The sequence below is a fragment of the Dinoroseobacter shibae DFL 12 = DSM 16493 genome (assembly GCF_000018145.1).
Lineage (GTDB): Bacteria > Pseudomonadota > Alphaproteobacteria > Rhodobacterales > Rhodobacteraceae > Dinoroseobacter > Dinoroseobacter shibae.
In genome coordinates this window covers 755,029-776,159 of record NC_009952.1, presented here as the reverse complement: position 1 = coordinate 776,159, position 21,131 = coordinate 755,029, and the positions used below count along the sequence as shown (strand labels likewise).

The following is a 21,131-nucleotide window of genomic DNA, read 5'->3' as shown; positions in this document are numbered from 1 at the left end:
TCCGCGCTTCGGCCCAAGCACCTGTCCAGATCGCCGGCGGGCTCAGCCCCAGACGGCCTCGAACTCGCGCCACTCACCCTTGCTCATGCCGGAATTCTCCTGGGTGACGGTTTCGCCTGCAAGCCGCCGCTTCAGGCAATCGACGCCCCTGGCGCTCAGCTGCACCGCGCCCATCCGGTAATCCTCGAACGCGGCATAGGCCGCCGGGACCCAGTCCTTCACCATCTCGCAAATCGCATCCGCATAGACCCGTATCTCGTACTGCGCATGGGCATCGGCCCGCAGCCGCAGGAAATGGAACAGGTTGTGCAGGTCCACCTTCCAGTACCACTGGGTATAGACATTGGCCGGCAGGTTCATCCGCGCCAACTCCCGCGCCAGGCCCTGCTGGCCGTCCTGGCTCAGCATTTCTTCGTAATGGTCATAGGCCCGCATGCTGTCTTCCTTCAGAAGCCGCAGCACCCGCTCGGCCTCCGCGCCCTGCAGGGTCTCGCCGCGCCCCTGGTTGTTCACCCGGGACTGGGCGGCGAGCTGTTCCGGCGCGGGGATGTAGAACTCCCGGTCAAGCACCGAATACCGCGCGGAATACTCGTTCACATTCGCCGTGCGGTGCCGGATCCACTGGCGCGCCACGAAGACCGGCAGCTTCACATGCAGCTTGATCTCGCACATTTCGAACGGCGTCGAATGCCAGTGCCGCATCAGGTACCGGATCAGCCCGCTGTCGTCGCGCGCCTTCTTGGTGCCCGCGCCGTAGCTGACCCGCGCCGCCTGCACGATCGCCGCGTCGTCGCCCATGTAATCCACCACCCGCACGAAGCCGTGGTCCAGCACCGGCTGCGGCGTATAGAGATGCGCCTCCATCCCCGGGGCGACCGCCCGAAGGGTCGGCTGCGGGTTGGAGCGCAGGGCCGCGATCTCGGCCTCGGGTGTCTGGGGCGTGTCGGCCTGGTCGTTCATGGGAAGCGCCTCTTTTCCTGACATATCTACATTCTGTGGATTCGGGCCGGGATTTCTACCACAAAATGTGTTCGTGCGGGCCGCACCCCACAGAATCTTGTGGATAACCCGGGTCCGGCTTGCTCCGCCCCCGGTTCCGGCTACCTGTTGGGCACCGGAACTAACGGACAAGACTCATGCTGGAATTCTATCACACCATGGTCCGCGTAAAGGACCTGGACACCTCCCTCGCCTTCTACAAGCTGCTCGGCCTCGAAGAGGTCCGCCGCCGCGACAGCGAACAGGGCCGCTTCACCCTGGTGTTCCTGAAGGCCCCGGGCGACACCGGCGCGCCGCCGCTGGAGCTGACCTATAACTGGGACGGGGATGAGGGCCTGCCGAGCGACAGCCGTCATTTCGGGCATCTCGCCTTCCTGACCGACGACATCTACGGGCTGTGCCAGCGCCTGATGGACGCGGGCGTGACCATCAACCGCCCGCCGCGGGACGGGCACATGGCCTTCGTGCGCTCGCCCGACAACGTCTCGATCGAGCTTCTGCAGAAAGGCGATGCCCTGCCCCCGGCCGAGCCCTGGGCGCAAATGGAAAACACCGGGCACTGGTAGGATGATGCGCGCGGTGGCCCTGGCGCTCGCCGCCCTTGTCGGGCTCGGGCCGGGCCTGGCCCGGGCCGAGACCCCCTGTCGGCAGGCGTTGGCGCTCGGGATGGATGTGTCGGCCTCGGTCGACGCCGCCGAATACCGCCTGCAACGGGATGGCCTCGCCCATGCCCTGCTCGACCCGGCGGTGGTCGCGGCCTTCACCGCCCTGCCCGATGCCCCCGTGACGCTGATGATCTTCGAGTGGAGCGGCTATCGCAGCCAGACGGTCCTGCTGCCCTGGACCCCGATCCGGTCCCGGGACGATCTGCGCGCGGCGGCCTCGGTGCTGGCCGGTCCCTCCGGGCCGCGCAACGAGAACGCCACGGCGATCGGCGGGGCCGCGCTCTTTGCCGCCCGCGCCTTCGGGCAGGTGGGCGATTGCTGGCGCAAGACGCTGGATCTGTCGGGGGATGGTAAGAACAATGACGGGCCGACCCCGGGCATGCTGGCGCAGGATCCGCGCCTCGACGGGATCACCATCAACGGTTTGGTCATCGGCGCGGGGTCCGGCACCGACGCCACCCGGCGCAATGCCCATATCGGGGAGATGGTCGCCTATTTCCAGCGCCACGTGATCCGGGGTCCGGGCGCGTTTACCGAGGTTGCCCTGGGCTTCGAAGGGTTCGAGATGGCGATGCGTCGCAAGCTGCTGCGCGAGATACGCGTATTGCAATTCTCGGAGCTGGCCTCCGGGCCGCGCTGAGCGCGAGGGCAGCCCCGAGGCACGCAACCGCGCCCAGCCAGAGCACACCGGTCATCACCAGGTCCATTCCGCGCCCCTCAGTAGATGTAGCGGATCTGGTCGGCCCAGTACCGCTCCATCCGCCGCAGGGCGGTGTTGATCTCTTCGAGACTTTCGCGCCCCAGAACGCCCTTGCTTTCCAACCCGCTTGCATGGCGCGCGAACAGGTCGCCGACCACCCGGCGCACCTTGTGCCCCTCCTCGGTCAGGCGCACCCGGACGGACCGACGGTCGATCTCGCTGCGCTGGTGATGCATGTAGCCCATCTCCACAAGCTTCTTGAGGTTGTACGAAACGTTGGAGCCCTGATAATAGCCGCGGGATTTCAGCTCCCCCGCCGTGACCTCGTTATCGCCGATATTGTAGAGCAGCAGCGCCTGCACCGCGTTGATCTCCAGCACACCGACCCGCTCGAACTCGTCCTTGATCACATCGAGCAGCAGACGATGGAGACGTTCCACAAGCGACAAGCTTTCGAGATACCCGGTCAGAACACCGAGATCGGGGGCGTCTTCCAGTCGCGCGTGCAAGCTCATGTCATTCTCCGAGTATCAGTACCTGAGGCCGACACTCGGGGAATTTCCCCAACAATCCCTTAATGCAAACGCATCTATTGTCGGATAAATCGAAAAAACCTGTCCGGGTCCGTCAACGGCCGGTCTGCCCCAACCGCGTCACCAGTGCCGCGAACCGCTCCGGTGGCGCGGCCTGCCCGGAGACCCATTGATAGAGATCCTGGTCGTTTTCCTTCAGCAGCGCGTCGAACGCGTCGAGCTCGGCCTCGCTCATCCCGGCGAGGTGCGTGTCCGCGTAAGGCCCGAGGATCAGGTCCATTTCCTTGATCCCCCGGCGCCAGGCGCGGATCTTCATGCGCTTGATCCGGGCCTCCGGGGTCTCGTTGGGGGTGACGACCCCCATGGCGGCTTCGGTCAGGTGAAATTCGCTCATGGCGCATTCTCCAGGCTCTTGCGCAGCCGTTTTTCCAGCCGGGCCATGCGCCCGCTCAGGCGCGTCATCTCCGCCTGCACCTGGCGCAGCTCGGTCAGGGCGGCGCGCACATCCCCGGGCATGTCGCTGCCGAGATCGGGCGCGTCGATCCCCTCGCCCTCTCCGGTCATCAGCCAGCTCAGGGACACGTTGAGCAGCCCCGAGAGCATCTGGATCCGGTTCGCCCTCGGCTCCGACAGATCCTCTTCCCAGTCGCGCAGGGTCTTGGCCTTCACGCCCAGCCGCTTGGCCAGTTGCGCCTGGGTCAGCCCCACCGCCTCCCGGGCCCCGGCGAGCCTGTCCCCGAAGGTGGCCGTCGCTTCGGAATACCAGTCCTGGTCTTCGGGCATTGCGCTCCGCTCCCTTGCGTTTCAGCTTGATTGGCAGATGCCGCAAGCCTAAGACATGGACCCGGGTTATGCAAACCGGAGTCCCCTGAAATGTCCTTCCTTTCGACCTCTCTCGCCCGTGTCAAACCGTCGCCGACCATCGCGGTGACCAACATGGCAAACGAGCTCAAGGCCGCCGGGCGGGACGTGATCGGTCTCGGCGCCGGTGAACCCGATTTTGACACGCCCCAGAACATCAAGGATGCCGGAAAAGCGGCCATCGATGCCGGGAAAACGAAATACACCGCAGTGGACGGCATCCCCGAGCTGAAAAAGGCGATCGTCGCGAAGTTCAAGCGCGACAATGGCCTGGACTATGACACCACGCAAGTGACCGTGGCCAATGGCGGCAAGCAGATCCTGATCAACGCGCTGATGGCGACCATGAACCCCGGCGACGAGGTGATCATCCCCGCGCCCTACTGGGTGAGCTACCCGGACATGGTGCTCCTGGCGGGCGGCGAGCCGGTGATCGCGGAGGCCTCGATCCAGACCGGCTTCAAGCTGACCGCCGACCAGCTGGAGGCGGCGATCACGCCCCGCACCAAGTGGTTCATCTTCAACTCGCCGTCGAACCCCACCGGGGCGGGCTACACCGCCGCCGAGCTCAAGGAACTGACCGATGTGCTGCTGCGCCACCCCCATGTCTGGGTGATGACCGACGACATGTACGAGCACCTGGTCTATGACGATTTCGAGTTTGCCACCCCCGCCCAGGTGGAGCCGAAACTCTACAACCGCACCCTGACCTGCAACGGGGTCTCCAAGGCCTATGCCATGACCGGCTGGCGGATCGGCTATGCCGCGGGCCCCAAGGAGCTGATCGGCGCGATGCGCAAGATCCAGTCCCAGTCCACCTCCAACCCCTGCTCGATCAGCCAATGGGCCGCGGTCGAGGCCCTCGACGGCACCCAGGACTACATCCCCGAGAATAACAAGACCTTCAAACGCCGCCGCGACCTGGTGGTCGGCATGCTCAACGACGCCCAGGGGATCAGCTGCCCGAAACCCGAGGGCGCGTTCTACGTCTATCCCTCCATCGCGGGCTGCATCGGCAAGACTTCCGCCGGGGGCACCAAGATCACCGATGACGAGGCCTTCGCCAAGGCCCTGCTGGAGGAAAAAGGCGTCGCCGTGGTCTTCGGCGCGGCCTTCGGGCTCAGCCCCAATTTCCGGGTCAGCTACGCCACCTCCGACGACGCCCTGACCGAAGCCTGCACCCGCATCCAGGACTTCTGCGCAGGGCTCAGCTGAGGCGGCGGTGTCCCTGTCCCTACCCAACCTCTTCTTCCGGGTGAAGGAGAACGGCGCGACGGTGTTTCGGGTGACCGCCGAAACCCGTCAGAACCGGCTCGACATGACGCAGGTCGCCACGGTGAACATCCGCAATGGCGACATCAAGGTGCAGAACAACAAGGACATCTCCGACACCGAGCGCACCGAGATCGAAGCCTGGATCGAGACCCGCCGCGCCGTGCTCGATGCGCGCCACATGGACGACGTGCACCGAACGGTGGATTTTCTCAACCACACTGCGCAATGGGTCCAGTCCCGCGCCACGGATGACCAGCTCGAAGAGATCACCGACATCCTGCTGCTGACCATGCACGACCTGCGCAGCCTGCTGGTGCGCAAGAAGGCCGACCGGGTGATGGCGGCACGTCCCAAGGACGACTGACACCGCCCCCGCCGAAGGAGACCGCCATGTCCACCCCGCCAGCCCCGGCACCCGCCGCAAGCCCCCGCAAACTCGTGGCCGGCATGATGGCCCTGAGCAGCGCGCTGCTCTTCATCGTCTTTCTGGCCGAGGATTTCGGCGGTCTCATGGCAACGCTGCAGGCCGAACTGCCCTGGGGGCTGGTGCTGCGCTACCTGGTGGCGATGGCGGCGGGCGGCGCGCTCTGCGGGGCGCTGCTGTCGGGGCTGTTCGGGCGGCAGGGGCTCGGCGGCTGGCTGCTGGCCGGGCTCGGCGGGATCGTCACCGCAACCATCGCCGGGATGCTGGGCAGCCTTCTGGGCCTGCTGCCGGACCTGTTGGCCGATGGCTGGCAGACCCGCGACCTGGTCGCGGTCGGGGCCGGTGCGCTGGTCCTGCCCCTGGCCGCAACCGGCTGGACACCGCTGCTGGCGCTCTGGGCCGCCGTGGTCGGCGGCACCCATATCCGGGTCCGACGACTGCGCAGCTAGAAGCCAGCGCGTGCCAACCCTCCACCCGGTGGCGCGCACATGTCCCACCACGCCGCACGGGGGGCAACAATTCCGCCCTCTCCCGAGACTGGCGCCTTATCCGTGACATCCTCACCTGTGTCTGACGCGTCTCCCAAGGGCCGCCATGAACGCATTCTGACAGGCGCCGTGATCGCGGGTGTCCTTCGCAGCCAGCGGCGCGGCACCGACGACGCCAAGTTCGTCGAGATCGGCGCCGTCAGCACCATTGACCCGACCTCCGGCGACGGATTCGACATCGGCTCCGTGCGTGTCACGGCCCTGCGTTCGGCCCTGCCGCCGCGGGGACCACCACCGGCGAGCGCCCTTTTGCCGGGCTCCGGCCTTCTGGGTGCGGCCGCGCTGCGCCGCCGCAAGCGCAAGAGCCGATCTCGCCCAACACCTGCATGTCAAAGGCCGATGCAAGCGCATCGGCCTTTTTCATGGTCCCGCTTCGAAGGCACCGCGGCGACCCGGGCCGGCTCAGGCCCAGCGTTCGATCGCCGCCCTGGAATCGGTCGGCCCGGTGTTGAAGGCGATCCGGGCTTGCGGCGCATGCTCATGCACCACGTTCACTAGGGTCTCGAATACCAGGAAATGTTCGTCATCCCGGCGCACGCCCGCCCCGATCATCACCACGTCATAGGCTGTTTCGCGCAGCTGCGTGGCCACCTGGTCGGTGGCAGTCTCACCACTCCGGATAAATCCGATCTCCGTCTCATACCCGGCCGCCTCCAACGCCGCCGCATCGGCCCGCAACCCGGCTTCGAGCTTCTCCGGCGTCAAGCCCGGCCACTTGTCATACGCCACCACGCTCGGGTGCCAGCCCACCATCAGAACCTTCTTTGCCATCCATGTCTCCTCCGTGCCTTGTGCCGCCCCCGGACCGGTCGAGGCAAACCAGGATTGCTCCCGGATCCGAGGCGGCCTATGAATGTTTACGCGTAAACTAAAACACAGAATAATTTACATGGCAAACAAAAATCCGAACCCGCCCTCCCTCGGGCGCCAACTGAACTTCACCACGGGCCAGATGAACGCGCTCTGCCAGGCCTGGCTGGCGCCCCACGGGCTGTCCTTGCCGCAATGGGTGGTGCTCTCGTGCCTGTGGCGGGAAGGCGAGATCAGCATCGGCCTGCTGGCCGAGCGGGTCGGCACCGGCCTGCCAGCGACCTCGCGGATCGTCGATCGCATGGAAGACCGCGGCCTGCTGGTCAAGCGCAAGGACCCCGAAGACCGGCGCAGCGTCCTGATTGCCGTGACCGCGGCGGGGCAGGCTCTGGACCCCCTCGCGCGCTTCTACGACCATATCAACGAGGCCCTGCTGGCCGGGTTTACCCCCACGGAGCGCAGCCTCGCCTTCGACCTGCTGGCCCGGATGGAACACAACGCCCGCGCCGCCCAGGAGCGCGACGGCCCCTGACCGGACCAATATTGCGCCAGACCGCAGAAAACCGGAACAACGGCCCGATCCGCGCCCTGATACAAAACTGTTTCCCAGAATCCCCCATCCATGGCACGCTTTTGGCCTGATGCGGAAGTAACGGTCAAGACTTGCACCGCATCCGGACATGGGAGGAGACACATATGAACCTGAGACCGGACCCGACATTCCACGCCACCCCCAAGCTCGCCATGGAGGCGCCGCCCGAAACCCTGGCCTTCACCCTGATGCTCAGTCCCGATGGCGCGCAACCGGACGGGCTCGCGGTGGTCGACGTGAACCCCGCCTCCGAAACCTACGGTCAGATCGTCCACCAGGTGATCATGCCCAATACAGGCGACGAGTTTCACCATTTCGGCTGGAACGCCTGTTCCTCGTCGCTCTCCCCGCTCAGCGGGCACGCCTTCCTCGAACGGCGCTACCTGATCATCCCGGGCATCCGCTCCAGCCGGATCTACATCATCGACGTCAAGGAGCCGCTGAAGGCCAAGATCCACAAGATCATCGAACCCGAAGAGGTCTTCGCCAAGACCGGCTATTCCCGCCCCCACACCATCCATTGCGGCCCCGAAGGCATCTATGTCTCGACCCTGGGCGGCGGCGGCGCGGACGGCATGGACGGCCCGCCGGGCATCTTCATCATGGATTGCGAAACCTTCGAGATCCTCGGCCGCTACGAGATGGACCGGGGCAAGCAGGACAAGCACTATGATTTCTGGTGGAACCTGCCGCGCGACTACATGGTCAGCTCCGAATGGGGTCTGCCGCCGCAATTCGAGAACGGCATCGTCGCCGAGGACCTGCTGGCCAACAAGTACGGCCATTCCATCCATTTCTGGAACCTGCGCCAACGAAAGAATGTCCAGACCATCGACCTGGGCGCCAATCACCAGATGGCGCTGGAAATCCGCCCCGCCCACGACCCGTCCCGCGATTACGGCTTCTGCGGCGTGGTGGTGGACACCACCAACCTGCAAGGCGCGATCTTCACCTGGTGGCAGAAGGACGACGGCAGTTTCGAGGCGAAGAAAACCCTCACCATCGACCCCCGCCCCGAGGACGCAGCGAACCTGCCGCCGCTCCTGCAAGGCTTCGGCGCGGTCCCGCCGCTGATCACCGACATCGACCTGAGCCTCGATGACAAGTACCTCTACGTCTCCTGCTGGGGCCTGGGCGAGATGCACCAATACGACGTCTCCGACCCGATGCACCCCAAGCTCGCGGGCAAGGTCGCACTGGGCGGCATCGGGCGCGGGACCACCCACCCGAACGGCAAACCCTTCGTCTTCGGCCCGCAGATGGTCGAGATCAGCCGCGACGGCAAGCGCGTCTACTGGACGAACTCGCTCTATTCCACATGGGACGAGCAGTTCTACCCGGGCGAGGAGGGCGGCCAGATGGTCATGGCCCATGTGGGCGAGAACGGCGGGCTGACGCTGGACAAGGATTTCTACGTGGAGTTCCCCAAGGGCTACCGCAGCCACCAGATCCGCCTCGAAGGCGGGGACTGCTCCACCGACAGCTTCTGCTACCCCTCCGTCTGAGGCGTGGACGCGCTGACCACCGCAACGGCCCTCTGGGGGGCCGTTGTCGCTTCGGGCCTCTACCACGGGATCAACCCGGGCATGGGCTGGCCGCTGGCGGTGTCCGCCGCCCTGATGGACCGCACGCCCGGCGCTTTGTTCAGAGCGCTGGTCGCCCTCGCGCTCGGCCACCTGGTGGCCATGGTCGCGGTGCTCTTTCCCTTCGCGGTGCTGATGTTTCTCGTGGACTGGCAGCGCCAGATCCAGATCGGTGCCGCCTGCCTCGTGATCGGGCTCGGGATCTACCTGCTGATCAACCGCCGCCATCCGCGCTTTCTCGCCCGCGTCCCGCCCAGCCGCCTGGCGCTGTGGTCCTTCCTCGCGGCCATGGCCCACGGGGCGGGCCTGATGCTGGTGCCGATCTATCTCGGCATCTGCCAGACCCTCGACAGCGATGCAGGCCACGCCGCCGCCGCCACGCTGATGCAGGGCAACCTCGCCGTCGCCGCATCCGTCGCCGTTGCCCACACGCTGGCCATGACACTCGCGGGCGGCGCGCTCGCCCTCGGGGTCTATCACTGGCTGGGGCTGAAATTCTTGTCGCGCAGCTGGTTCAACCTCGACGTGGTCTGGGCGCTGAGCCTGATCCTCGTGGGCGGCCTGTCCCTGCTACTCCCGCACTAGGCCCCGCGCCTGCCAGCCGCGACGCCCCCAGAACCGCCACATCAACAACATCGCCGCCAGCGCCAGCCCGACCACCAGCCCGGCCCAGATCCCGACCCCGGCCAGCGGCGTGTAGAACCCCAGGACAAACCCCACGGGCAAGCCCACCCCCCAATAGGCCAGCGCCGCGATCACCATGGGCACCCGCGTGTCCTGCACCCCGCGCAACAGGCCCAGCGCCATGATCTGCGCCCCGTCCGCGAACTGGAACAGGGCCGCCATGAACAGCAACGCAATCCCGATGCCCAGGATCTCGGCCCGCGCGGGCTCATCCGGCGACAGGAAAGCCCCGATCAGAACCTCCGGCATGGTCACGAACACCACCACCGTGCACAGAGAGAACCCCGCCGACAGGGCGATCGCCACCGCCCCGCCGCGCTTGAGTGCGGCCGCATCCCCGAGCCCCAGCGCCCGGCCCGCCCGCACGGTCGCGGCCTGGCTTAGGCCGACATGCACCATGAAGGTGATCGCCACCATCTGCAGCGCGATGCCATGGGCCGCCAGGTGCAGGGTCCCGATGGCGCCCATCATCATGGCCGAGGCCGCGAACATCCCGCTCTCGGCGAAACTCGTGACGCTGATTGGCCAGCCCAGCCGGTACACCGCCCGGAACGCCGACCAGTCCGGCACCCAGAGCCGCCGGAACAGGTCATGCTCGGGCAGCTTGCGCCGGGCATAGATCACCAGCGCCACCAGCGACACCAGATGCAGGCTCAGGGACGCCAGCGCTGCACCCCGGATCCCCAGCTCCGGCATCCCCAGCCGCCCGAAGATCAGCACGTAATTCAGCCCCGCGTTCAGCACCGCCGCCCCGATCGTGACCCAGAGAACGACCTGCGTCCGCTCCAGCGCCGAGAGATATCCCTTCAGCACCATGACCAGCAGCCCCGGACCCAGCGCCAGCCCCGCGATCCGCAGGTACTCCTGGGTCAGCTGCGCAGTGCCCGGGTCCTGCCCCAGCGCGACCAGCCAGGGCGCCGACCACAGCATCGGCGGCGTGACCACCGCGGCAAAGATCAGCACCAGCCAGAAGCCCATCCGCGTCACCCGCCGGATCTGCACCTCGTCGCCCTCGCTCGCGGCCTTGGCCACCATGGGCATCACCGCCCAGGCAAAGCCCGAGCCCACGATCAGCAACGCAAAGAAGATCGAGGACGAACCCAGCACCACCGCCGCCAGCGCCTCGGCGGAATACCAGCCGAGCATCACCGTATCCGTGGCCGAAATCGCGATCTGCGCCATGTGACTGCCGATCAACGGCAGACCCAGTTTCAGGATCGCGCGGGCATGGCCGAAGGAGGTGAGCGTCTGCGACATGATCCGGCCTTAGATCACGGCGCCCCCCCGGGCAAGGCCGCTCAGCCCGGCTTGCGCGCCACGAAGTCGATCAGCCCCGAGCGCCCGGAATGGCCCGGCCCCTCGTCGATCTCCGCGTCGTAATCGGCCGCGTGCAGCACCGCGTAGCCCGGGAAGGCCGCGCGCAGCATCTCCAGCTCGTACATGTTCGCCTCCGCCGGGGGCCCGCCGGTGCCGTAGCCCACCTGCCTCGGCGCATAGCCATGCAGCAAGAGCACCCCGCCCGGCTTGAGCGCCGCATCGAGCCCGGCGAACACCTCTGCCCGCGGCCCCGGCCCCATGAACTGGATGAAGATCGCGACCACCGCATCCACCGGCGCCGCCGCCCAGTCCCAGGCGAAGATGTCCGCCTCGTGGAAATCCACCGCCACGCCCTTCTCGGCGGCCAGCTTGCGCGCCTTGTCCACCGCGTTGGGCGCCGCATCGAAGGCGGTCACCTCATGGCCCAACCCGGCCAGGTGCACCGAATTGCGCCCCTCGCCATCGGCCACCACCAGCACCCGCGACGCGTCCGGGATATGGCCCGCCTGGGCCACCAGAAACGCCGCCGGGTCGCGCCCGAACAGGTAATCGGGCCGGTCGTAGCGCGCGTTCCACATGGGCCTCTCCTACATCCCCGCCTGCAACAGGCCCCAGGCCAGCAGCGCCACCAGCACCCCCGCCCCGATCTCCAGCACGCTGCCCAGGTGCCGCGCCTGGCTCCAGCCGCCGGAGGCCAGCGCGCTGCTCTCGCGCAGCCCCGTCGCCGCCACGGCCACCGCCACGGTCACGCTCGCCGTGCCCAGCGCCATGGCGACCACACCGGCCACCGCCGCCGCCTCGATCTGCAACCGCAGCCCCAGGATCAGCACGAAGAGCGCGCCGGTACAGGGCCGGATCGCCACCGCCCCGATCAGGGCCAGGATCTCCCGCGGGCCCCGCGCCGCCAGCACCGCGCTCGCGTCGGGCGCATGGGCATGACCGCAGGTCTCGCAAGCCCCGTCGCCGTGGCCATGGTCGTGATCGTGGTCGTGATCGTGGTCGTGCCCATGGTGATGGTCGTGATGGTCATGGTGATGGGCCTCGACCCGCCGCGCCGCGCGCAACCGCGCCACCCCGCGCCAGACCAGCCACAGGCCCAGCACCAGGATCGCCGCCGCACTCGCCGGCGCGAACCAGTCGTCGGCCACGCCCGTCAACTGCGCCGTGCTCGCCTGGAACACCCAGGCGCCCACGCCCACCAGAACGATCGCCGTGGCCGCCTGCCCGAGGCTCGCGATCAACGCCACCCCCGACAGCCGCAGCATCGAGATCCGCCGCGCCACGCCGTAGCCGCCGATCACCACCTTGCCGTGCCCCGGCCCAGCCGCATGAAAGAAACCATAGGCGAAACAGACCCCCAGGAACCCCGCAAGCGCGCCCGCCTCGCCGACCCGCAGCGCGCGCAACTGCCCCGCCAGCGCGTCCTGCACCTCGCGCTGCTGGCTCGCGGCCCAGCGCGCGATCCCGTCGCCGCCCCCGCCCCAGAGCAGGAAGGCCAGACCCCCCAGCAGCAGCAGCGCCGCGCCCGCGCCTAGGGCCCGCATGTGACACGCACCTCATGGGCAAAGAGATCCCCGACCGCCGGAAAATCGTCCTCGAACAGCGGATCGTCGCTGCCCGCGAATTCCTGCAAGGCCGCCACCAGCTGCTCCGACGCCGCCTCCGGGTCGGGCACGTAAACCTCCGCCACGCAACCCTCCGGCGCGTTCTCCAGCCGCACGGGCAGGTCGATCTCGTAGGACGTGTAATAGGTCGGATCGTAGATCTGCAAAATCACCGGCTCCGCCCCCACCGCGACCCGCGTCTCCAGCGCGCGCAGATGGGTGGACACGACCCGCCCCTCCTCATAGGCCGCGTCATACTCCAACGGTCGGGTCAGCGGCACCTCCGCGCCCCCGGCCAGCAGATAGCTGTCCCCGGCAAAACCCTCGATCCAGTTCATGTCGAAGCCCGACAGCTGCTCCGCCTCGCCGGGCTCCAGCACACCGTCGAAATCCGGGTCGAGGCCCCGCTCCTCCACCACCACCAGCGAGAACAGCGAATCGTAGGCCCACACGATCCGCACGGCCCCCAACCGGCCTTCCTCGTCGAACACGAGCGTCGCGCCCGCATCGATGAAGATATGCGGATGGGCAAACGCAGGAAGGCTCGCCGCTGCAACCCAGGCAGGGGCGAGCCAGGACACCGCACAAAAGGCGCGCAAAGCTTTCATGGGGCGAAGATAGTCGCTCCACCCCGCAACCTCAATCGCCGCTCAACTGCTGCGGCGGGTATCGGGATGCAGCGAGGCGCCGAGGATATGCTCGGCCGAATGCACCACATGCCCCGCCCCGCCCACGATCAGCGGATCGGCCGGGGTCACGATGTCGTAATCCTTGTCCGGATAGTCCAGCGTCGACAGGAAATGCCGCATGCAGTTGAGCCGCGCGCGCTTCTTGTCGTTCGACTTCACGATGGTCCAGGGCGCGTCGGCGGTGTTGGTGTAGAAGAACATCGCCTCCTTGGCCTCGGTGTACTCGTCCCACTTGCTCAGGCTCGCCTTGTCGATCGGCGACAGCTTCCAACGCTTCAGCGGATCGGTCGCGCGACTGTCGAACCGGCGCTTCTGCTCGGCCTGGGTGACCGAGAACCAGTACTTGTAAAGCCGGATGCCCGACCGGGTGAGCATGCGCTCGAATTCCGGGGTCTGGCGCATGAATTCCAGGTATTCCGTGGGCGAGCAGAACCCCATCACCCGCTCCACACCGGCGCGGTTGTACCAGGACCGGTCATAGAACACCATTTCGCCCGCGGTCGGCAGATGCTCGATATAGCGCTGGTAATACCACTGGCCGCGCTCTTCGTCCGTGGGCTTGTTCAGCGCCACGACCCGGGCCGCACGCGGGTTCAGGTGCTCGGTGAACCGCTTGATCGTGCCGCCCTTGCCGGCGGCATCGCGCCCCTCGAACAGCATCACGAATTTCTGTCCGGTCTCCTGCGCCCAGAGCTGCACCTTCAGCAACTCCGCCTGCAATTGCGCCTTCTCGGCCTCGTAGGCCCGGCGCGCCATCTTCCGGCGATAGGGATATCGCCCGGTCTCGAAGGCCTGCCGCACGGCCTCGGGGCTCGGCGACGGGCTCCGCGCGGGCGCCGCGGCACTCTGACCGTTGGACTTGGTCTCGGACTTGGGAAGATCGGCGATCGGGGTCTGGTCGGTCATAGGCGCTCCTTGAGGTTCCCCGACGGCCTAGCAGGTTCGCGCAGCGCCGACTTTGACACGAGTCAAGAACTCCTGCCACGCCCTGACAAGGCGCGCAGGTCCCCCGACCACGGGGCACAAGACATGAAAAAGCCGCCCACATCCCTGTGAGCGGCTCTATATTTTTCAAAAGGCCGAAGCTCAGCCGCGGGCTTTGCGTGCCCGCAAGGCCACCGCTCCAAGCGCCCCGATCAGCAACAGACCAGACGCCGGCAACGGAACCGGCGCGGGCGGCGCCCCGAAGCCCGGACCACCGATGCCCACTCTCATACCGTCAAGCGAGAAACCGTCGTCTTCGCGAAAGGTCACGCCATCCGACTCGAAGTTGAAGAAATCGATATCCGCAGCGGTCACTGCGCTACTGAATTCGATCACGACGATGCTGGAATTCCCATCGGGCAGTTTTCCACCGACGCGTTGCTCGAACGTGTTGCCGCCACCCGCGTCGATCCGAAGGAATGCGCCCTGGTCGCTACCATCGGTCAGGGTGAAAAAGATCGCGTCGAAGGAAGCTCCCCCGAGGGACACATCCCACTCGATCCCGTGGGTATCGTTGCTGTCGAGGAACCACGTCCCGGTCGTGGGAATCTTGTTGGTACGTCCGAACACGGTCCCGTCGCGCAGGGCGAGCCCGGTCCCGTCATTCGGAAAGCCGCTTCCCGTCACGGTCCCGCCACCGCCTGTGCCGCCGACCGTTTCGAAGTTGCCCACGGCGGTGGACAATGGCGAGCCCTGGAAGCCGACCTGACCCTCGACGGTCGCTCCACCGCCCGGCCCGAGGTTCTCGAAGTCCTCTTCGGTGAACGTGCCGAGCCCCTCGATGAAACCAAAGTTGGTCGCGTCGAATTCCTGCACCGAAATCGAAACCGCCCAGACCGGTGCCGCCCCGAGGGCCAGCGCCGTTGCGGTCGCCAGTAGTCCTGTCTTGAATGTCATCGTCACACTTCCACTCGTTGTAGTCCAAATACCAAATTTCACTATCACATCTGCGCCCGCGGAAGTCAAACTTTGTAAAGATTGTCTTAACACCGCGCCAAATCGGCAGTCTTCACGCGCAGGCGGTCGAAAGTTGCACAAATAAGCAGCAGTCTCGACCGCGTTCCCAGCGCAGGGCGCGTTAGCGGCCCGCGCGAACCGCCGCCCTCGCACCAGCCTGGAGGCCGTGCTTCGTCCCCTCCGGCCCTGCGCCCCGCGCCCTGCACGCCCCGCCCGGCCCGGGCTTTACGTGGCCGGCACGGACTTGTCGCGACCAATCGCACATGCGGCGGGCACGCCACCCCGCGCACGCGATTGCCCCGCCAGCGGCACCTGAACTCGGCGTCCACCGCCACACCCGGCGCGCAAACCGCAGACCGCCCCTGGTCGCGCACCGCGTCACGACCGGCGGACTCACCGCTCTCGCTCCGGGCGGCGATCATCGCCCCCGCGACGAATGATGCCCCCGCGCTCACCCGACGCACCGGCCTCAGCCCCCAAGGTCGTGCGCCTGCCCGCCCGGGCGGCGACATCCCCGCCCCCCTTCGCCCCTCGCGGCCACTTCCCACCTCCCCCCCGCCCTGCCATACTGGCGCAAACACCAAGAATGAGCAGTCCCATGGCCAACGACCTTCTCTCGGGCGCGCGCGCCGACACCGCCGCCACCTATGACGCCTCCTCGATCCAGGTGCTGGAAGACATGGAACATGTCCGCCTCCGCCCCGGCATGTATATCGGCGGCAAGGACGACCGCGCGCTCCACCACATGGTGGCCGAGATCATCGACAACTCCATGGACGAGGCGGTCGCGGGCCACGCCACCTGGATCGAGGTCGAGCTGCACGCCAACGGCCATGTCTCCGTACGCGACAACGGCCGCGGCATCCCCACCGACCCGCACCCGAAAACCCCCGACAAATCCGCGCTGGAGGTGATCTTCTGCACCCTCAACGCGGGCGGCAAGTTCTCCGGCGACAGCTACGAGACCTCGGGCGGCCTGCACGGCGTCGGCTCCTCGGTGGTCAACGCGCTCAGCGACCACCTCCGCGTGGAAGTCGCCCGCAACCGCGAGCTTTACGCCATGGAATTCTCCCGCGGCGTCCCCCAGGGCAAACTGGCGAAAATCGGCGCCGCCCCCAACCGCCGCGGCACCGCCGTCACCTTCCACCCGGACCCGGAGATCTTCGGCTCCCTCGCCCTCAAACCAGCGCGCCTGTTCAAGATGGCCCGCTCCAAGGCCTACCTCTTCTCCGGGGTCGAGATCCGCTGGAAAACCGCCATCGACGACGGCGACACGCCCGAGGAGGCCACCTTCCACTTCCCCGGCGGGCTCAGCGACTACCTCAACGAAACACTCGGCCAGGCCGCCACCTATGCCGACGCGCCGTTCTCCGGCACCGTGTCGTTCGAGAAATTCGGCCGCCCCGGCAAGGTCGAATGGGCCATCAACTGGACCCCGGCCCGCGACGGCTTCATCCAGTCCTACTGCAACACCGTCCCCACGCCGGAGGGCGGCACCCACGAGGCGGGCTTCTGGGCCGCCATCCTCAAGGGCATCAAGGCTTACGGCGAGCTTGTCTCGAACCGCAAGGCCAGCACCATCACCCGCGAGGACCTGATCACCGGCGCGGGCGCGCTCGTGTCCTGCTTCATCCGGGAGCCGGAATTCGTCGGCCAGACCAAGGACCGCCTCGCCACCGTCGAGGCCCAGCGCATGGTCGAGAACGCCGTGCGCGACCACTTCGACAACTGGCTCGCCGCCGACACCAAATCCGCCGGCGCCATCCTCGACTTCCTCGTCCTGCGCGCCGAGGAACGCCTCCGCCGCCGCCAGGAAAAGGAAACCGCCCGCAAATCAGCCACCAAGCGCCTGCGCCTGCCCGGCAAGCTGGTGGACTGCTCCGCCACCAACCGCGCGGGTACGGAACTGTTCATCGTCGAGGGCGACAGCGCGGGCGGCTCCGCCAAGATGGCCCGCGACCGCAAGACCCAAGCCCTCCTACCCCTGCGCGGCAAGATCCTCAACGTCCTCGGTGCCGCGTCCTCGAAACTCGGCTCCAACCAGGAGATCAGCGATCTGACCCAGGCCCTCGGCGTCGGGCTCGGCAGCAAATTCAACATCGAGGATCTGCGCTACGACAAGATCATCATCATGACCGACGCCGACGTGGACGGCGCCCATATCGCGTCCCTGCTGATGACCTTCTTCTTCACCCAGATGCGCCCGATGATCGACGCAGGCCACCTCTATCTGGCCTGCCCGCCCCTCTTCCGCCTGACCCAAGGCGCGAAACGGGTCTATTGCCTCGACGAGGCCGAACGCGACGCCTGGCTGGAAAAAGGCCTCGGCGGCAAAGGCAAGATCGACGTGAGCCGCTTCAAGGGCCTGGGGGAGATGGACGCCAAGGACCTCAAGGACACCACCATGAACCCCGAAACCCGGAAGCTGATCCGGGTGTCCATCGACGAGGACGAGCCGGGTGAGACGGGGGATCTGGTCGAGCGGCTGATGGGGAAGAAACCGGAGAAGCGCTTCGAGTATATCCAGGAGAACGCCCGGTTCGTGGAGGAGTTGGATGTTTGATTTGATAAAGAAACTGAGATATCCGCAAAACACGGTCGCGTGCGCGGCCGCTTTATTCGTCTTAACAGCTTGCGACCCAATACTTTACACTAGCTATAGCACCCTGATCGAGGACACCTCCCAAGAACAGATTGATGAGTTGCGCCGATTACCAACCTTCAAAGAAGCTTCCGCTTTTGATGCAACACTCTGCGAGTATTTGAGGAACCAGAAACGGATCGGTCTGTCTCCCGGAACATCCAGATTTCTCAGGCAAGAACTCGCCTCTAGAAAGGCATTCAATAGCAGAGACTTAGAAATCCTCACTGATCCAAGCTCAAACCTCGGAACAGGAATGTCTCTAAACGGTCTAAAGTGTTCATATGGTAGTGATATACGGATAGTGAGCAGATCATTTTATGGCCGTACACACAATTGGCAGGTACAGTTGTCAGAAGACTATTTATACACAAAAAACTTTGCCTATCTCGAAGGGAATGGGCAGGAGGCTGGGATGAGAGTAGTTTCCTGGAACTGACGATTGAATTGCAAATCTGCTCGGTCGCCAGACCGGGCCGCGTCCGATCCGCCCCCACGGGCGGACGCGCTGCGCGCTAACCGCCCTCGGATCGGCCGCAGCCCTTCACCAGCCGTTCCACAAGCGTCCTCTCCGCCAAACGCCAAGCCGCGCGCTCGCCGACCCGCGGGGTGGCGATCAGCGGTCGAGCGGCGCGCTTTATGGCAGCCAAGCACACGCCCCGCTCCGATCTCAGCACCAACCCCAACCAATCGCCGCCCCGGGGGGCGGGTCGGCGATCGCGCGGCGGCCTCCGGCCTTGATTCCGCGCTAGGGGATAAGCTGAAATGAGGGAATGTCGGCCCCTCTCGGGCATTGCTGCGCAATACCCTGCCGGGCTACGCGCGCGCCAAAGGCGCACGCTTGGATCACGCGGCGGCCTGCGGCCTTGTCCCGCGCTGGGGCGCTTGGCGCCACCGGAGCAATGTCGGCCCCTCCCGCACGGTGCATTGCATCGTGCAACCGACCTGCGCACGCCTGCGGTGCACGCCCCGATGCCGGGGTGAAACCCCGGCCTGCACCTGCGCAGGAACCCCCGCACCAAGCGGCGCGCGGAGCACACCGCCCGCACCGCCCGTAGGCCGTGGGTCCACCCCGGCGCGCCCCGAAGCGGCCTCCCCAGGCCCCACCCTCAAAGATAAACCAATCCCTAACCTACCGTGCGAAGGTGCCCGACACTTGCCCGACACATAGCCGACGTAAGGCCGACGCCGATCCGACCCCTGTCGGGCGCCCCTCTAGCCCTCCGACAGGACCCCGTTTTCCATCCGCACCACCCGGTCCATCCGGCCCGCCAGCGCCATGTTGTGGGTCGCGATCACCGCACTCAGCCCGGTCTCCCGCACCTGCGCCATCATCGCGTCGAACACCGTGTCCGAGGTCGCGGGATCGAGGTTCCCCGTCGGCTCGTCGGCCAGCAGAACCTTGGGTGCATTGGCCAGCGCGCGGCAGAACGCGACCCGCTGCTGCTCCCCCCCCGACAGCGCCGCGGGACGGTGCGTCAGCCGCGCGCCAAGGCCCACGGAGGCCAGCAATCCCTCGGCCCGTGCCCGTGCGTCGGCCTCCGGCACCCCGTCTGCAAGCTGCGGCAGGATCACGTTCTCGGCGGCATCGAATTCCGGCAGAAGATGATGAAATTGATAGATAAATCCCACCTCGCGACGGCGCAGCGCGGTGCGCGTCCGGTCCGGCAAACCCGCGACCGCCGTACCCGCCAGCGTCACCGTCCCCGCATCCGGCACATCCAGCAGCCCCGCGATATGCAAGAGCGTCGACTTGCCCGACCCCGAGGGCGCAACGAGCGCCACGACCTCCCCCGGCGCCACGCTCAGGGACGCGCCGCGCAGCACTGCGATCTCCCCCGGCGTGCCTGCGTTGTAGGTCTTGGTGATCCCGTCGAGGACCAGCACCGGCTCACTCATAGCGCAGCGCCTCCACCGGGTTCATCCGCGCCGCCCGCCGCGCCGGAAAGAGCGTCACCACGAACGACAGCCCCAGCGACAGCGCCACCGCCGAGGCGACATCCCCAAACTCCAGCTTGGCCGGCACATTGTAGATCCCCCGGATGCTCGGATCCCAGACACCACCCCCCAAGGCCCAGTTCACAAAGGAAAAAACCTGGTCGATATAGATCGCGAAGAGGCAGCCGAGCACCACGCCAAGCGCGGTTCCGATCACCCCCGTGGCCGCGCCACACAGGAAAAACACCCGCAGCACCGCGCCCTCGCTCAGCCCCATGGTGCGCAGGATCCCGATATCGCGGCCCTTGTTCTTCACCAGCATCACGAGGCCCGAAATGATGTTCATTGCCGCGATCAGCACGAGGATCGACATGATGATGAACATCACGTTGTCCTCGATTTCCAGCGCCCGCAGGAACCCGCCCGACGCGTCCTGCCAGGTCCACAGGAGCGCCCCCTGCCCCGCCGCCTGCATCAGCCCCAGCGTATAGCGGTCGAGGTTTTCGGGATCGGCCACCATCACCTCGATCTCGTCCGCCCCGCCCTCGCGGTTGAAAAACGCCTGAGCTTCGGCGAAGGGCATGTAGACCCGGGTCCGGTCGATGTCGAACCGGCCGAGCGAAAACACGTAGACCACCTCATAGGCCTTGACCCGCGGGCTGGTGCCGAAGGGTGTCTTCACCCCGTCGGGCGAGATCAGGCGGATCATGTCGCCTACTCCCGCGCCCAGCTCCCGCGCCACGCCGGAGCCGATGGCGATCCCGTCGGAGAACCGGTCGAGGTCGCCCCGCGCGGTCTCATCCGCCGCGATCCCGGGCAGGGAACGCAGGTCGCCCTCGGACAGCCCGAACACCTCCACCCCGGAGGTGCGGCCCTCGTGGGTGGTGATGACCTGCCCCCGGATCAGCGGCGCGGCCCGGGTCACGCCGGGCACTGCCGCCAGCGCCTCGGTCCGCGCCGCGTACTCGGTCAGCAGACGGGAGGTCGCCCCGGTCTCGGCGTCATAGATCGCGCCGTAAACCGTGACATGGGCGTTGGCGCCGAGGATCGTGTCGACGAACTCCGCCCGGAACCCGCTGCGCACGGCAAGCGTCGCGATCAGGGCGAAGACCGCGAGCGTGATGCCCACCAGGCTGATCCAGGTCATCACGCTGACGCCCCCTTCGGAGCGGCGCGCGCGCAGGTAGCGCCAGGCGATCAGCCATTCGAAGCGGGCGAAGGGCGGCGGGGAACGGACCACGGGCGGGCTCCTGTCTGGGTGCCCGCCCGGTTTAGCCTGCCCACGGGCAGGGTCAATCGCCAGCGGCCCGAGCGGCGCCTTTCCGTC

At 66.8% G+C, this 21,131-nt stretch carries 22 protein-coding genes; 9 read left to right on the top strand and 13 right to left on the bottom strand.

What is annotated here, in order from left to right; all coding sequences use genetic code 11:
* Positions 1-42: 42 nt before the first annotated feature.
* On the bottom strand, positions 43-960 hold the full coding sequence (thyX, locus tag DSHI_RS03925) for an FAD-dependent thymidylate synthase (protein WP_012177445.1): 918 nt from the start codon (positions 958-960) through the stop codon (positions 43-45).
* Positions 961-1,136: 176 nt separating this feature from the next.
* Here thyX and DSHI_RS03920 point away from each other — a divergent pair, with 176 nt between their 5' ends.
* Positions 1,137-1,565 carry a VOC family protein gene (locus DSHI_RS03920; RefSeq protein WP_012177444.1) on the top strand — a complete coding sequence of 143 codons (429 nt, stop codon included), beginning with the start codon at positions 1,137-1,139 and terminating at the stop codon, positions 1,563-1,565.
* Positions 1,566-1,569: 4 nt separating this feature from the next.
* Positions 1,570-2,304: a DUF1194 domain-containing protein gene (locus tag DSHI_RS03915; RefSeq protein WP_050757874.1), complete on the top strand. Its 735-nt coding sequence runs from the start codon at positions 1,570-1,572 to the stop codon at positions 2,302-2,304.
* Between the two features lie 77 nt (positions 2,305-2,381).
* Here DSHI_RS03915 and DSHI_RS03910 read toward each other — a convergent pair whose 3' ends face one another.
* The 3 genes from DSHI_RS03910 to DSHI_RS03900 form a co-directional block, all read right to left on the bottom strand.
* Entirely contained in the window at positions 2,382-2,879 is a 498-nt protein-coding gene (locus DSHI_RS03910; RefSeq protein ID WP_012177442.1) for a MarR family winged helix-turn-helix transcriptional regulator, read from the bottom strand.
* A 112-nt stretch (positions 2,880-2,991) separates the two neighbouring features.
* The gene (locus DSHI_RS03905) at positions 2,992-3,291 is read right to left on the bottom strand and encodes a succinate dehydrogenase assembly factor 2 (protein ID WP_012177441.1); all 300 of its coding nucleotides are present in this window, start codon (positions 3,289-3,291) and stop codon (positions 2,992-2,994) included.
* Positions 3,288-3,680, bottom strand: a complete 393-nt coding sequence (locus DSHI_RS03900) for a helix-turn-helix domain-containing protein (protein WP_012177440.1) — start codon at positions 3,678-3,680, stop codon at positions 3,288-3,290. Before DSHI_RS03900 ends, DSHI_RS03905 begins: the two co-directional genes overlap by 4 nt.
* Positions 3,681-3,770: 90 nt before the next feature.
* Here DSHI_RS03900 and DSHI_RS03895 point away from each other — a divergent pair, with 90 nt between their 5' ends.
* The 3 genes from DSHI_RS03895 to DSHI_RS03885 are packed head-to-tail and all read left to right on the top strand — an operon-like array spanning position 3,771 to position 5,906.
* The gene (locus DSHI_RS03895; RefSeq protein ID WP_012177439.1) at positions 3,771-4,973 is read left to right on the top strand and encodes a pyridoxal phosphate-dependent aminotransferase; all 1,203 of its coding nucleotides are present in this window, start codon (positions 3,771-3,773) and stop codon (positions 4,971-4,973) included.
* A 7-nt stretch (positions 4,974-4,980) separates the two neighbouring features.
* A complete protein-coding gene (locus DSHI_RS03890; protein ID WP_012177438.1) occupies positions 4,981-5,397 on the top strand; it encodes a hypothetical protein in 417 nt (138 codons plus the stop codon).
* Between the two features lie 26 nt (positions 5,398-5,423).
* Positions 5,424-5,906 carry a hypothetical protein gene (locus DSHI_RS03885; protein WP_012177437.1) on the top strand — a complete coding sequence of 161 codons (483 nt, stop codon included), beginning with the start codon at positions 5,424-5,426 and terminating at the stop codon, positions 5,904-5,906.
* A gap of 501 nt (positions 5,907-6,407) precedes the next feature.
* Here DSHI_RS03885 and DSHI_RS03880 read toward each other — a convergent pair.
* Positions 6,408-6,776 carry a hypothetical protein gene (locus DSHI_RS03880; RefSeq protein WP_012177436.1) on the bottom strand — a complete coding sequence of 123 codons (369 nt, stop codon included), beginning with the start codon at positions 6,774-6,776 and terminating at the stop codon, positions 6,408-6,410.
* Between the two features lie 118 nt (positions 6,777-6,894).
* Here DSHI_RS03880 and DSHI_RS03875 point away from each other — a divergent pair, with 118 nt between their 5' ends.
* The 3 genes from DSHI_RS03875 (at position 6,895) to DSHI_RS03865 (ending at position 9,575) form a co-directional block, all read left to right on the top strand.
* Positions 6,895-7,347 carry a MarR family winged helix-turn-helix transcriptional regulator gene (locus DSHI_RS03875; RefSeq protein ID WP_044027625.1) on the top strand — a complete coding sequence of 151 codons (453 nt, stop codon included), beginning with the start codon at positions 6,895-6,897 and terminating at the stop codon, positions 7,345-7,347.
* A gap of 164 nt (positions 7,348-7,511) precedes the next feature.
* Entirely contained in the window at positions 7,512-8,912 is a 1,401-nt protein-coding gene (locus DSHI_RS03870) for a selenium-binding protein SBP56-related protein (protein ID WP_012177434.1), read from the top strand.
* Positions 8,913-8,915: 3 nt separating this feature from the next.
* On the top strand, positions 8,916-9,575 hold the full coding sequence (locus DSHI_RS03865) for a hypothetical protein (protein WP_012177433.1): 660 nt from the start codon (positions 8,916-8,918) through the stop codon (positions 9,573-9,575).
* Here DSHI_RS03865 and DSHI_RS03860 read toward each other — a convergent pair.
* From DSHI_RS03860 to DSHI_RS03835, 6 genes are all read right to left on the bottom strand, one after another.
* Positions 9,561-10,931 carry an MATE family efflux transporter gene (locus DSHI_RS03860; protein WP_012177432.1) on the bottom strand — a complete coding sequence of 457 codons (1,371 nt, stop codon included), beginning with the start codon at positions 10,929-10,931 and terminating at the stop codon, positions 9,561-9,563. The two genes, DSHI_RS03865 and DSHI_RS03860, sit on opposite strands and share 15 nt — an antisense overlap.
* A 41-nt stretch (positions 10,932-10,972) precedes the next feature.
* Positions 10,973-11,569 carry an SAM-dependent methyltransferase gene (locus DSHI_RS03855; protein WP_012177431.1) on the bottom strand — a complete coding sequence of 199 codons (597 nt, stop codon included), beginning with the start codon at positions 11,567-11,569 and terminating at the stop codon, positions 10,973-10,975.
* Positions 11,570-11,578: 9 nt separating this feature from the next.
* On the bottom strand, positions 11,579-12,535 hold the full coding sequence (locus DSHI_RS03850; protein WP_012177430.1) for a nickel/cobalt transporter: 957 nt from the start codon (positions 12,533-12,535) through the stop codon (positions 11,579-11,581).
* A complete protein-coding gene (locus DSHI_RS03845; protein WP_012177429.1) occupies positions 12,523-13,203 on the bottom strand; it encodes a DUF1007 family protein in 681 nt (226 codons plus the stop codon). The genes DSHI_RS03850 and DSHI_RS03845 overlap by 13 nt, the downstream gene beginning before the upstream one ends.
* Before the next feature lie 42 nt (positions 13,204-13,245).
* Positions 13,246-14,190: a polyphosphate kinase 2 gene (gene ppk2 / locus DSHI_RS03840; RefSeq protein WP_012177428.1), complete on the bottom strand. Its 945-nt coding sequence runs from the start codon at positions 14,188-14,190 to the stop codon at positions 13,246-13,248.
* Between the two features lie 180 nt (positions 14,191-14,370).
* Complete coding sequence (locus DSHI_RS03835; RefSeq protein WP_012177427.1) at positions 14,371-15,165, bottom strand: hypothetical protein; 795 nt, start codon at positions 15,163-15,165, stop codon at positions 14,371-14,373.
* Between the two features lie 658 nt (positions 15,166-15,823).
* Between DSHI_RS03835 and parE the strand changes: the two genes are divergently transcribed.
* A complete protein-coding gene (gene parE / locus DSHI_RS03830; RefSeq protein ID WP_012177426.1) occupies positions 15,824-17,788 on the top strand; it encodes a DNA topoisomerase IV subunit B in 1,965 nt (654 codons plus the stop codon).
* 1,293 nt (positions 17,789-19,081) lie between these two features.
* On the opposite strand, the gene DSHI_RS03825 is transcribed toward parE, so the two are convergent.
* Both DSHI_RS03825 and DSHI_RS03820 read right to left on the bottom strand, forming a co-directional pair.
* Positions 19,082-19,765, bottom strand: a complete 684-nt coding sequence (locus tag DSHI_RS03825; protein WP_012177425.1) for an ABC transporter ATP-binding protein — start codon at positions 19,763-19,765, stop codon at positions 19,082-19,084.
* Positions 19,758-21,044 (bottom strand): lipoprotein-releasing ABC transporter permease subunit, encoded by a 1,287-nt coding sequence (locus tag DSHI_RS03820; RefSeq protein ID WP_012177424.1) that lies wholly within the window; start codon positions 21,042-21,044, stop codon positions 19,758-19,760. The genes DSHI_RS03825 and DSHI_RS03820 overlap by 8 nt, the downstream gene beginning before the upstream one ends.
* Positions 21,045-21,131 lie beyond the last annotated feature (87 nt).